This is a genomic window from Pseudonocardia sp. Cha107L01 (genome assembly GCF_052566575.1).
In genome coordinates this window covers 4,900,001-4,912,173 of the sequence record NZ_CP199579.1, presented here as the reverse complement: position 1 = coordinate 4,912,173, position 12,173 = coordinate 4,900,001, and the positions used below count along the sequence as shown (strand labels likewise).

Sequence of the window (12,173 nt, the reverse complement as noted above, 5' to 3'; positions counted from 1 at the left end):
GGCCGAGCAGAGCCGCGCTGACGTCCTGGGCGAGTGGTTCCGGCGCGCGTCTCGCCCCTGTCCGGTCAGCCGGACCCGCGCGACCTCGCGTTCATGGTCAACTCGACGTATTTCTGGTTTGATCATGAATTTGACCAGAATTTCGTCGAGTTGACCATTGCCGGGGGGTCGCCGGATGCACCACCCCTGGAACGCCGCCGGTGCCCACACCGACGGCCGGCTGGTGTTCCGAGTGCGGCCTGGTCGGCTCCGACGGCCTGGACAGGGAGTGGCCCGGTCAGCCCGCCGGGCCTGGTCGAGCCCGCCGGTTCTGATCAGCCCGCCGGCGATGTTGCGACGACTCCCTGAAACCGGGACGCAGAGCTGAGCGCTGCTGCGTATACCTACGCAGAGCTAAGCGTGCACGCGCACGCACGGTGGGTTACTCCGGGAGCAGGTCGAGGCCGAGGTCCAGGGCCACCGAGGAGTGCGTGAGTACGCCGGCGGACAGGTACTCGACCCCGGCCACCGCGTACGAGCGGGCGACCTCCAGCGACAGCCCGCCGGACACCTCGAACTTCGCCCGCGCGCCCACCTCGGCCCGCCGCCGCACCGCCGCCTCGCACTGCTCCGGGGTGAAGTTGTCCAGCAGTACCAGTTCGGCCCCGGCGGCCAGTGCCTCGTCCAACTGGGCCAGCGAGTCGACCTCCACCTCGCAGCGCAGGCCGGGCGCGGCGGTACGGGCGGCGGTCAGCGCGGCGGTCACCGAGCCGGCCGCGACGACGTGGTTGTCCTTGATCAGGATGGCGTCGCCGAGGCCCAGCCGGTGGTTCTGCCCACCGCCGCAGCGCACCGCGTACTTCTGCAGCAGCCGCAGGCCGGGCAGCGTCTTGCGGGTGTCCAGGATCACCGTTCCGGTGCCGGCCACCGCCTCCACCCAGGCCGCCGTCGCGGTGGCCACCCCGGACAGGTGGCACAGCAGGTTGAGCGCGGTCCGCTCGGCGGTGAGCAGCCCGCGCACCGGCCCCCGCACCCGCAGCGCCGGCTCACCGGCGGCCAGCCGCTCGCCGTCGGTGCGCTGCGTGAGCACCTGGTAGCCCTCGGCGCCGAGCACCGTGTCCAGCACCGCGCGCACCGCGCGCACCCCGGCCAGCACGCCGGGGCGGCGCGGGGTGAACTCGGCGGTGGCCACGGCGCCGGCCGGGACGGTCGCCTCGGTGGTCGCGTCCGGGCCGTAGCGCAGGTCCTCCTCCAGCGCGGTGGCCACCACCCTGGCCAGGTCGTCGGCGTCGGGGATCAGCGGCCGTCCCGTTCCCGACGCCGACAACCCGCCCAGCACCGCCGACTCGCGTACCAGCTCGCTCATGCCACTCCTTGGGTCTGTTCGTCGGCGGCGCCGCGCACGGTCAGCGCGCCACCACTGCATCCGACCAGCAGGCTGCTCCGCTGGTAGGTGTCGTCGGTGCGGGGGAAGTCGGTGCGCACGTGGCAGCCCCGGCTCTCGGTACGGGTGCCGGCGGCGGCCAGCACGGCCTGCGCCAGCAGCGTCATCGCGGTGTCCTCGACAACGGCCCGGCTCAGGCCCGGCGCCGGCGCGGTGGCCGCCTCGATCGCGTCGGACGCGGCGGCCAGCCCGGCACCGTCCCGCCCGATCGCGGCGCCCCGGCTCATCGCCCGCTGCACGAGGTCCCGGTCGGCAGGCGCCCAGCCGCCGAGGAGCACGGCGTCGACGGCGGCCGGCAGCCGGCGCGGCCCGGTCAGCTCCCCGGCGACCGCGCGGGCCGCCCGCCGACCCACCACGAGCCCTTCCAACAGGCTGTTCGACGCCAAGCGGTTCGCCCCGTGCAGGCCGCTGCGGGCGACCTCGCCGGCGGCGTAGAGCCCGGCCACACCCGTCCGGCCGTCCACGTCGGTGACCACGCCGCCACAGCAGTAGTGCGCCGCCGGGCTCACCGGGATCGGGTCGGCCGCCGGGTCCACCCCGATCGCCGAGCACGCGGCGAACACGGTCGGGAACCGGCGGGCGAACCCGGGCAGCGCGGTGGCGTCGAGGTACACGCACCGCGTGCCGGTGGCCGCCAGCCGCCGGGTGACCGCGGCGGACACCACGTCGCGCGGGGCCAGGTCCTCCAGCGGGTGCTCACCGGCCATCACCCGGTGGCCGGCGCTGTCGACCAGCACCGCACCGTGTCCGCGCACCGCCTCGGTGACCAGCGGACGCCGTCCGCGCGCTCCGGGCCCGGTGTACAGCACGGTCGGGTGGAACTGGACGAACTCCAGGTCGGCGGCCACCGCGCCGGCCCGCAGCGCGAGCGCGACACCGTCCCCGGTCGCGGTGTCCGGGTTGGTGGTGCTTGCGAACAGCTGGCCGTAGCCGCCGGTGGCCAGCAGCACGGCCGGAGCCCGCAGCAGACCGAGCCGGCCGGTGTCGTCCAGCACCCAGAGCCCACCGACCGGGCCCCGGTCACCGCCCGCGCGGACCACCTCCACCGCGACGTGCCCGGTCAACATCGCGACCGGACCCGCCGAGGACCCGGCGGACGAGGCGGCGGCCAGCAACGCGCGCTCCACCTCCGCGCCGGTCGCGTCGCCGCCGGCGTGCACCACCCGGAAGGCGGTGTGCCCACCCTCCCGGGTCAGTGCCAGCGCCCCCGCCGCGCCCACCCCCTCGGCCGGGTCGAACACCGCGCCCCGGCGGCGCAGCGCGGCCACCGCGGCCGGGCCGTCGGCCAGGATGCTGCCCACCGCGGCCGGGTCGGCCAGCCCACCGGCGGCGGCCAGTGTGTCGGCCACGTGCCGGTCCACCGAGTCACCCGGCTCGTGGCCGTCCTCGAGCACCACGGCGATGCCGCCCTGGGCCCACCGGGTGGACCCGGCGTCGGCGTCGTCCTTGGTCACCACCAGCACCCGCAAACCCAGGTCACGGGCCTCCAGGGCGGCGGTCATACCGGCCACCCCGCTGCCCACCACCACCAGGTCGGCCCGCGCCTCCCAGGTGGCCGCCGGCCCGGTCACTCCCCACCGCCGGGTCGGCCGATGGCGATCATCCGCTCGACCGCCGCCCGACCGCGCGCGGCGGTCGCCGGGTCGACCGTCACCTCGTCGCGGCCCTCGCGCAGCGCGCGCAGCAGCTTCTCCGGCGTGATCATCTTCATGTACCGGCAGGACGCCCGCTCGTTCACCGCGCGGAACTCGACCTCCGGGGCGGCCAGGCGCAGCTGGTGCAGCATGCCGACCTCGGTGGCCACCAGCACCGACTTCGCGCGGGTGGCCCTGGCGGCGTCCAGCATCCCGCCGGTGGACAGGATCCTGACCCGGTCGGGCTCCACCGCGCCGGTGCCGGCCAGGTACAGCGCCGAGGTGGCGCAGCCGCACTCCGGGTGGATGAACAGCTCCGCCTCCGGGTCCTCGGCGGCCCTCGCGGTCAGCTCGGCCCCGTTGATCCCGGCGTGCACGTGGCACTCGCCGGCCCAGACGTGCACGTTGTCCCGCCCGGTCACCCTGCGCACGTGCGCGCCGAGGAACTGGTCGGGCAGGAACAGCACCTCGCGGTCGGCCGGGATGGACTCGACGACCTCGACCGCGTTGGACGAGGTGCAGCACACGTCGGTCTCGGCCTTCACCTCGGCGGTGGTGTTCACGTACGACACCACCACCGCTTCCGGGTGCTCGGTCTTCCATTCCCGCAGCTGGTCGGCGGTGATCGAGTCGGCCAGCGAGCAGCCGGCGGCGGCGTCCGGGATGAGGACCGTCTTCTCCGGGGCCAGGATCTTCGCGGTCTCGGCCATGAAGTGCACGCCGCAGAACACGATGGTGGACTCCTCGGCGGCGGCCGCGATGCGCGACAGGGCCAGCGAGTCGCCGGTGTGGTGCGCCACGTCCTGGATCTCGGGCAGCTGGTAGTTGTGCGCCAGCACCACCGCGTCGCGCTCGCGGGCCAGCCGACGGACCTCATCGGCCCAGTCGGCCCGCAACGGTGGCGCGCCTAGTTCGGTGATCGTCACAGCTCCTCCTCCCCGGCCGGATGTGGCCGGGCACCCCCGCTTGTCGGTCGGATGGTTTTCGCCTTACAATCGAAAACTATGGCCGATGTTACCAGCAGGAAAACGGAAACGGGACACGAAGTGCTCGCCGCCGTCCTGCAGATCCGCCACGGCACCCTCCAGGTGTTGCTCTGGCAACGCGCGCAACAGCCCGATCTGGGCCGCTGGGCGCTCCCCGGCGGGGCGCTGGGGGCCGACGAGGACGTGCAGACCTCGGTCCTGCGCCAGCTCGCGGACAAGGTCGACGTGCGGGAAGTCGCGCACGTGGAACAGCTCGGGGTATTCAGCGAGCCACACCGGGTGCCGGGCATCCGACTGGTCGCCACCGCGTTCCTCGGGTTGGTGCCGTGTGACGCGGATCCCGCTGTGCCGGACGACACGCAGTGGCACCCGGTGGGCACGATGCCCCCGACGGCGTTCGACCACGCCGCCATCGTGCGGGTCGCCCGGGACCGGCTGCGCGCCAAGCTGTCCTACACGAACCTGGGCTTCGCGCTGGCTCCCGCCGAGTTCTCGGTGTCCGCCCTGCGCGACCTCTACGTGAGCGCGCTCGGCCACCCGGTGTCGGCGACCAACCTGCAGCGGGTGCTGGCGCGGCGGGGAGTGCTGGTGTCGACCGGGCGGACCGCGCCGACGGGCCCCGCCGGTGGCCGCCCGGCCGCACTGTTCCGATTCGCCGAGCGGCGGCTGCGGGTCACCGACGCATCCGCCGTGCTCAGGCCGTCGCACGCGGCCGACGCGGCGCCCGGCCACCCCGACCCGGACGGGAGCTCAACCAGCGATCAGGGCCACACCGTCGTAACGTAACCGGGTGGCCCAGACGCTCCCGTTGTTCCCCCTCGGGACCGTCCTCATGCCCGGAACCTCGCTGCCGCTGCACGTATTCGAGCCGAGGTACCGCCAGCTCACCATCGATCTGGTCACCGGCACGGTCCCCGGCAAGGAGTTCGGCGTGATCGCGGTACGGGAGGGCTGGGCGCCGGACAGCGACGGGATCCACGGCCTGCACCGGGTCGGCTGTACCGCCGAGCTGCGCGACGTGCGCAAGCTGCCGGACGGCCGGTTCGACATCGTGACCCGGGGGTCGCGGCGCTTCCGGCTGATGGACCTGGACACCCGGTCCCGGCCGTACCTGATCGGCACCGTGGAGTGGCTGCCGGACGTACCCGACCACGACACCGGCGAGGACAGCCTGCTGGGCCTGACCAGCGCTGCCCGGGCGGCGCACCAGCGATACTGCCGGACCGCGTGGCGGGCCGAGGAATGGCACGAGCCGGCGCTCGACGTCGGCAGCGAGAACCTGCCGCACCTGCTCGCGGCCGACTGCCTGCTGCCCATGCGGGACCGCCAGCTGCTGCTGGAACAGACCTGCCCGACCCGTCGGCTGCGCATGGTGCGCGCACTGCTGTACCGGGAGGCGTCGCTGCTCTCGGAGTTGCGGGCAGTGCCGGCGCCGCTGTCCAGCTACGCCGTCGAGCACAGCGACAACTGAGCCCGGCCGGGCTCAGTACCCCGCGCTGCGCCGCTCGCCGTGCCGGCTGCAGCGGCCCGTCCAGCCGGTCGGGGTCACCTGCACCACCATCCGGCGCGCACAGTCCGCGCAGTACCTGGGCGGTTCCAGCGCCCGGCGGGCCGCGCACCGCTCGTGACCGCCGGCCTCCGTCGGCTCCCCGCACTGGTCGCAGAACGCGGTGTCGGCGGCGCTCGGCGCGGTGTCGGCGGCGCTCGGCGCGGTGTCGTTCACAGGGTCTGGTTCAGCGCCTTGACCGGCATGGACAGCTCGCCGAGCAGGTCGATGTCGGACTCCGCCGGGCGGCCGAGCGTGGTCAGGTAGTTGCCCACGATGACCGCGTTGATCCCGCCGAGCAGGCCCTTGCGGGCGCCGAGGTCGCCCAAGGTGAGCTCCCGGCCACCGGCGAAGCGCAGCACCGTGCGGGGCAACGCGAGCCGGAACGCCGCCACGGTGCGCAGCGCATCGGCGGCCGGCATCAGCTCGAGGTCACCGAACGGCGTGCCCGGGCGCGGGTTGAGGAAGTTCAGCGGCACCTCGTCCGGCTCCAGCTCGGCGAGCTGACCGGCGAACTCGGCGCGCTGCTCGAGCGTCTCCCCCATGCCGACGATGCCGCCGCAGCAGACCTCCATGCCCGCCTCGCGCACCAGGCGCAGGGTGTCCCAGCGCTCCTCCCAGGTGTGCGTGCTGACCACCTCGGGGAAGTACGAGCGGGCCGTCTCCAGGTTGTGGTTGTAGCGGTGCACGCCCATCGCGGCCAACCGCCGCACCTGGTCGGGGGTCAGCATGCCCAGCGAGCAGGCGATGTTGATGTCGATCTCGTCCTTGATCGCCTGGATGCCGGCGGCGACCTGGGTCATCAGCCGCTCGTCCGGGCCGCGCACGGCGGCCACGATGCAGAACTCGGTGGCCCCGGTCTTCGCGGTTTGCTTGGCGGCCTCGACCAGCATCTGGATGTCCAGCCACGCGGAGCGCACCGGCGAGGCGAACAGGCCGGACTGCGAGCAGAAGTGGCAGTCCTCGGGGCAGCCGCCGGTCTTCAGGCTGATGATGCCCTCGACCTCGACCTCCGGTCCGCACCAGCGCATCCGCACCTCGTGCGCCAGCGCCAGCAGGTTCTCCAACTGCTCGTCCGGCAACCTCAACAGCTCCAAGACCTGGGCCGAGGTGGCCGGAACGCCCCGCTCGAGTACCGAGTCCCGCAGCTCGGACAGGAGGTCGGTGTGGACAGGCGCGGCCATGCAGCTCTCCCTAACGTCAAGTGGTTCGGATCCTAGGCGAGCCAGGCCGGCGCCGCCCCGAACGCCGCCTCGACGGTGGCCAGGAACTCACCCGGGGAGAGCCGGCCGGCACCGGCCGGCAGTTGCCCCAGCAGCGGGACACCGGTGACCGCCGGCAGGTCGGCCAGGTTGCACCGGGCCGCCAGGTCGGGCTCGGCCGGCCAGCTGCCGATCACCACACCGGCCGGGCGCAGCCCCCGGGCCACCAACACCTCCGTGGTCAGCGCGGTGTGGTTGAGGGTGCCGAGGCCGGCGGCGGCCACCACCAGCACCGGGGCGTCCAGCTTGGCGGCCACGTCGGCCAGGGTCTCCCCTGCGCTGAACCGCACCAGCAGCCCGCCGGCACCTTCCACCAGCACCAGGTCGTGGTCCCGGGCCAGCTCGGCGACCGCGTCGACGACCTGTTCCGTCGTCACCGCCGCCCGGCCGACCCGGGCGGCGGCGGTGGCCGGGGCCAGCGGGTCCGGGTAGCGGGCCAGCTCGCTAGTGGTCAGCGCCCCGGTCAGCGCCCCGGTCTCGCCGACCAGCCGCCGGATCTCGTCCAGGTCGCCGAGCTCGTCGGGGCCCACGCCGGTCTGCGCCGGTTTGAGCACCGCGACCCGGCGGCCGGCGGCGATCCCGAGGGCGGCCAGCGCGGCGACCACCACCGTCTTGCCGACGCCCGTCCCGGTGCCGGTGACAATCAACACACTCATCGAACCGGCGCCCCGATCGCACCGGCGGCGGCGCTGCCGGCCGGGCTGTCGGACCTGCGCACGTCGCCGAGCACCTCGGCCAGCACACCGCGCACCAGCGCCAGCTCGGCCGCGGTCAGGGTGGCCCGGGCGGTGAGTCGCAGCCGACTGGTGCCCGCCGGAACCGAGGGCGGCCGGAAGCAGCCCACCCGCAGCCCGTGCGCCAGGCACCGCTCCGCCGCCTCGAACGCCACCGCGGGGTCACCGAGGACCACGGACACCACGGCGGACGCCGGCACCGGCACCCCGGCCGAGTCGGCGATCGCGGCCGCCGCCGCCAGCGTGGCGGCCGGGCGCCCCGGCTCGGCGGCCAGCACCCGCAGCGCGGCCAGCGCGGCGCCCACACTGGCCGGCGCCAGCCCGGTGTCGAAGATGAAGCTGCGCGCGGTGTCCACCAGGTGCTCGATCACCGCGGCCGGGCCCAGTACCGCGCCGCCCTGACTGCCCAGCGCCTTGGACAACGTCACCGTGGCCACCACGTCGTCCGCGCCGGCCAGCCCCGCCTCCGCGAGCAGCCCGCGCCCGCCGGGGCCGCACACGCCCAGCCCGTGCGCCTCGTCCACCACCAGCACCGCACCCCGCGCCCTGGCCACCGCGTGCAGCCGGGCCAGCGGGGCGTGGTCGCCGTCGACACTGCCCACGCTGTCGGTGACCACCAGCGCACGCCGCTCGCACCGCCCCGCGAGCACCGCGTCCACCCCGGCCACGTCGTTGTGCGGGACGACCTCGACGCGGGCCCTGGACAGCCGGCAGGCGTCGATCAGGGAGGCGTGGTTCGCGCGGTCGGAGACGACCAGGCTGCCCGGGCCGCTCAGTGCGCCGACCACCCCGAGGTTCGCCAGGTAGCCGGAGGAGAACACCAGCCCGGCCCGGTAACCGGCGAACGCCGCGAGCTCGTCCTCCAGCTCCGCGTGCAGCTCCGTGCTGCCGGTGACCAGCCGGGACCCGGTGGAGCCGGCACCCCAGGTCCGCAGCGCGGCCAGCCCGCCCTCGATCACCGCCGGGTGGGTGCTGAGCCCGAGGTAGTCGTTCCCGGCCAGGTCGAGCACCGGCTCACCGGCCGGGCGGGGGCGCAGCTCGCGGCGCAGCCCGGCGGCCCGCCGCCGCTCGGCGTGGCCGGACAGCCAGTCCAGGGGATTCTCGGGCACAGCGGTTGACCCTACGTCAGCCCCGTCCCCGGGCCGCGCTGTCCGCACTGCCCTGTCCGCACTGCCCTGTCCTACCGCCCGCCGGCCTGCTGCAGGCGCCGGTCGAGGACGCCGATGCTGTGCCGCCGAGGCGCTGGGCCGTCCTGTGCGGGCGGGTCGCCCCGGCCGCCGGGCCCGCGCTGGGTGATGATCACCGCCGCGCCGCCGGCCCGCTGCCGGGTGACCCAGTTGTCCAGGTGGTCGCGCACCGCGTGGTCGACGTAGTGCGTGGCCAGCTCGACCCGGGTCGACGCGCCGGCCGGGATCTCCCCCAGCACCCGGGACAGGGTCGGCACGCACAGGAACGTGGCCAGGCCCTCCACCACCACGAGGTGCTCGCCGTCGTGTTCCGGCGCCTGGTGGCGTACCCGGGCCCGCACCGCCCGGCGCAGCACCAGCACGGCGGCCAGCGCCAGCCCGAGGCCGACCCCTTCCAGGAGGTTCAGTGCCATCACGCCGAATGCGGTGACCAGGTAGAGCACGAGCTCGCCGTGCTTGCGGGCGGTCCGCAGGTCGGCCAGCTTGACCAGCTGCACACCGACCACCACGAGCAGCCCGGCGAGCGCGGCCAGCGGGATGGACTCGACCAGCCACACCAGGGCGAGCGCGAACACCGCGATCCACACCGCGTGCAGCACGGCGGCGGCCCTGGTGCGGGCGCCGGCCCGGACGTTCGTCGAGCTGCGCACGATCACCCCGGTCACCGGGAGGCCGCCGAGCAGCCCGGACAGCGTGTTGGCCGCACCCTGGCCGATCAGCTCGCGGTCGGCGTTCGTGCGCGGGCCGTTGTGCATCCGGTCCACCGCGACCGCCGAGAGCAGGCTCTCCACGCTGGCGATCAGCGCCACGGTGAGCACACCACCCACCGCCGCGCCCCAGTTGCCGTCCGGCAGCAGCGGCATGTGCACCGCACTGAGCAGCCCGCCGGGCAGGTCCACCCGGGGCACCGGCCGGCCCGAGACGGTGTCCAGCAGCAGGCTCAGCCCGGTGGCCACCGCGACGGCGACCAGCGGGCCGGGCACCACCCGCAGCGGGCCGGGCAGCCGGGGCCAGCCCAGCACCAGGGCCACGGTGCACACGCCGACGATCACGGCGGCGCCGTGCGCGTTGATCAGTTGACCGGGCAGCTCGACGAGGTTCTCCAGCGCGCTGGTCTGCGGCGAGCCACCGAGTACCACGTGCAGCTGGGCCAGCACGATCGTGCCGCCGATGCCGGCCAGCATGCCGTGCACCACGGCCGGCGGGATGGCCTGCGCGAACCGGGCCAGCCGGCTGAGCCCGAAGCCGATCTGCACCAGTCCGGCGCCGGCCACGATCGCGCAGGTGGTCTGCCAGCCGAACGTGGTGACCAGCTCCGCCACCACGACGGTCAGCCCGGCGGCGGGGCCGCTGACCTGCAACGGCGAACCGCCGAGCAGCCCGGCCACGATGCCGCCGACGATGGCGGCGATCAGCCCGGCCAGGATCGGCGCGCCGGAGGCGACGGCGATACCCAGTGACAGCGGCACCGCGACCAGGAACACCACCAGCGAGGCGCCGACGTCGGCCCTGGCCACCGACCAGTCCGGCCGCCAGCCCCCCGGCCGGCGTGGCTCGGTCGGGACCTTGCTCATCGGCTCGGTCATCAGCTCGTTCACGGGCTCGTTCACAGACTGGTTCACGGGCTCGTTCACGGGCTCGGTCACCGTCCGCGCAGGTAGGTCGGCCCGGGTGTCCCGGCGTTGTTGATCCGGGTGTTGCGCGGGGCGCGAGGTGGCCCGGGGGGTGGCACGGCCAATCGCGTGCCGGGGGCCTTGCCTTGGCGGTGGCGCGGGCATGCGGCTCCTCAGAATAGGCGTCGAGAGGGGTCGCCGGACCGCGGTCACCGTCGCCCGCACCGGCACCCTGCCAACGGATCACCGGGCCCGCCGAGTTCCCACCGGCCCAACGCGCACCCGTCCCAGTGGCCCATCCACGGCACGTCATGTCACGCCATGTGTTGCCCTGACCTGACAATCGAGTGACGACCGTCCGTTATAAACCCCTCGATATGACCTATAGGTCGCCGCCCGACCCACGTGTCGCCCACCTCAGGAGTACCACTGGCACCAACGTGTGATCTTTGGTGGGCTGGCTCACAAGGCGGTCAGATCGCCGTCGCGGCGGCCGCCGCGGCACCCATGGCGGCCGTCACGGTGGCCAGGTCGGCCGGCCCGGTCAGGTACGGGGGCATCGTGTAGATCAGGTCCCGGAACGGGCGCAGCCACACCCCGTGCGCGGCCGCCGCGGCGGTGGCCGCCACCAGGTCCACCGGGCGGTCCAGCTGCACCACCCCGATCGCGCCGAGCACCCGCACGTCCCGCACCCCGGGCCGCCCGCGCAGCGGGGCCAGGCCGGAGCGCAGGCCCTCGGAGATACCGGCGACCTCGGCGCGCCAGTCCCGCCGGTGCAGCTCGTCGATCGAGGCCAGCGACACCGCGGCGGCCAGCGGGTTGCCCATGAACGTCGGGCCGTGCATGAGCACGCCCGCCTCGCCGTCGCTGATCCCCCGGGCCACCTCCGAGCTGCACAGCGTGGCGGCCATCGACAGGTAACCGCCGGTCAGGGCCTTGCCGAGGCACATGACGTCCGGGCTCACCGCCGCGTGGTCGGCGGCGAACAGCTCACCGGTGCGCCCGAAGCCGGTCGCGATCTCGTCGAACACCAGCAGCACGTCGTGGGTCAGGCACAGCTCGCGCAGCACGTGCAGGTAGCGCGGGTCGTGGAACCGCATGCCGCCGGCACCCTGCACCACCGGCTCCACGATGACCGCCGCCAGCTCGTCGGCGTGCGTCTCGACGAGCTCGGCCAGCTCCGCCACGTACGCCGTCTCGAACTCCACCGGCGGCGGGCCGGCGAAGACCTGGCGGGGCAGCACGTCGGCCCACAGCGAGTGCATGCCGCCGTCCGGGTCGCACACGCTCATCGCGCCGAACGTGTCGCCGTGGTAGCCGCCGCGCCAGGTCATCAACCGGTGCTTGGCCGGGCACCCCCGGGACCGCCAGTACTGCAGGCACATCTTGATGGCCACCTCGACCGAGACCGAGCCGGAGTCGGCCAGGAAGACGTGCCGCAGCGGTTCCGGGGTGATCTCGACCAGCCGCCGCGCCAGCGCCACCGCCGGCTCGTGGGTCAGTCCGCCGAACATCACATGGCTCATCCGGCCCAGCTGGTCGGTGACCGCGGCGTCCAGCGCGGGGTGCCGGTAGCCGTGGATCGCGGCCCACCACGAGGACATCCCGTCGATCAGCTCGGTGCCCGCCGGCCGGCCGAACGCCGGGCCGCCCAACCGCAGCCGGACCCCCTCCGCACCGGCGATCGGCACCGGGCTGGACACCCCCGGCATCGACTCGTAGGGGTGCCAGACGTGCATCCGGTCGATCGCCAGCAGCTGTTCGGGGGTCACTCTGGGGCACCTTAGA

At 74.4% G+C, this 12,173-nt stretch carries 11 protein-coding genes; 2 read left to right on the top strand and 9 right to left on the bottom strand.

All coding sequences use genetic code 11. From position 1 onward, the window contains the following. Positions 1–421 precede the first annotated feature (421 nt). From nadC to nadA, 3 genes are read right to left on the bottom strand one after another with little or no spacing between them, the layout of a single operon-like run. Entirely contained in the window at positions 422–1,345 is a 924-nt protein-coding gene (nadC, locus tag ACTXG6_RS23065) for a carboxylating nicotinate-nucleotide diphosphorylase (protein WP_445189873.1), read from the bottom strand. Continuing rightward, positions 1,342–2,994, bottom strand: a complete 1,653-nt coding sequence (locus tag ACTXG6_RS23060) for an L-aspartate oxidase (protein ID WP_445189872.1) — start codon at positions 2,992–2,994, stop codon at positions 1,342–1,344. Before ACTXG6_RS23060 ends, nadC begins: the two co-directional genes overlap by 4 nt. After that, complete coding sequence (gene nadA / locus ACTXG6_RS23055; protein ID WP_445189871.1) at positions 2,991–3,983, bottom strand: quinolinate synthase NadA; 993 nt, start codon at positions 3,981–3,983, stop codon at positions 2,991–2,993. Before nadA ends, ACTXG6_RS23060 begins: the two co-directional genes overlap by 4 nt. Before the next feature lie 78 nt (positions 3,984–4,061). Here nadA and ACTXG6_RS23050 point away from each other — a divergent pair, with 78 nt between their 5' ends. After that, complete coding sequence (locus ACTXG6_RS23050) at positions 4,062–4,829, top strand: NUDIX hydrolase (protein WP_445189870.1); 768 nt, start codon at positions 4,062–4,064, stop codon at positions 4,827–4,829. A 4-nt stretch (positions 4,830–4,833) separates the two neighbouring features. Next, the gene (locus tag ACTXG6_RS23045) at positions 4,834–5,514 is read left to right on the top strand and encodes an LON peptidase substrate-binding domain-containing protein (RefSeq protein WP_445189869.1); all 681 of its coding nucleotides are present in this window, start codon (positions 4,834–4,836) and stop codon (positions 5,512–5,514) included. A gap of 12 nt (positions 5,515–5,526) precedes the next feature. Here ACTXG6_RS23045 and bsaP read toward each other — a convergent pair whose 3' ends face one another. From bsaP to ACTXG6_RS23015, 6 genes are all read right to left on the bottom strand, one after another. Continuing rightward, positions 5,527–5,766 (bottom strand): biotin synthase auxiliary protein BsaP, encoded by a 240-nt coding sequence (bsaP, locus tag ACTXG6_RS23040; protein WP_445189868.1) that lies wholly within the window; start codon positions 5,764–5,766, stop codon positions 5,527–5,529. After that, entirely contained in the window at positions 5,763–6,773 is a 1,011-nt protein-coding gene (gene bioB / locus ACTXG6_RS23035) for a biotin synthase BioB (protein ID WP_445189867.1), read from the bottom strand. The genes bsaP and bioB overlap by 4 nt, the downstream gene beginning before the upstream one ends. Positions 6,774–6,805: 32 nt before the next feature. Further along, positions 6,806–7,507 carry a dethiobiotin synthase gene (gene bioD, locus ACTXG6_RS23030; RefSeq protein ID WP_445189866.1) on the bottom strand — a complete coding sequence of 234 codons (702 nt, stop codon included), beginning with the start codon at positions 7,505–7,507 and terminating at the stop codon, positions 6,806–6,808. Continuing rightward, positions 7,504–8,694 (bottom strand): 8-amino-7-oxononanoate synthase, encoded by a 1,191-nt coding sequence (locus ACTXG6_RS23025; protein ID WP_445189865.1) that lies wholly within the window; start codon positions 8,692–8,694, stop codon positions 7,504–7,506. Before ACTXG6_RS23025 ends, bioD begins: the two co-directional genes overlap by 4 nt. Positions 8,695–8,765: 71 nt before the next feature. Further along, on the bottom strand, positions 8,766–10,382 hold the full coding sequence (locus ACTXG6_RS23020) for a SulP family inorganic anion transporter (RefSeq protein ID WP_445189864.1): 1,617 nt from the start codon (positions 10,380–10,382) through the stop codon (positions 8,766–8,768). A gap of 476 nt (positions 10,383–10,858) precedes the next feature. Continuing rightward, entirely contained in the window at positions 10,859–12,157 is a 1,299-nt protein-coding gene (locus ACTXG6_RS23015) for an adenosylmethionine--8-amino-7-oxononanoate transaminase (protein WP_445189863.1), read from the bottom strand. Positions 12,158–12,173 lie beyond the last annotated feature (16 nt).

What these genes read in the sequence shown, in the direction of transcription:
- nadC (WP_445189873.1), bottom strand. Translation starts at nt 1,345, where the DNA reads ATGAGCGAGCTGGTACGCGAGTCGGCGGTGCTGGGCGGGTTGTCGGCG.
- ACTXG6_RS23050 (WP_445189870.1), top strand. Translation starts at nt 4,062, where the DNA reads ATGGCCGATGTTACCAGCAGGAAAACGGAAACGGGACACGAAGTGCTC.
- bioD (WP_445189866.1), bottom strand. Translation starts at nt 7,507, where the DNA reads ATGAGTGTGTTGATTGTCACCGGCACCGGGACGGGCGTCGGCAAGACG.
- bioB (WP_445189867.1), bottom strand. Translation starts at nt 6,773, where the DNA reads ATGGCCGCGCCTGTCCACACCGACCTCCTGTCCGAGCTGCGGGACTCG.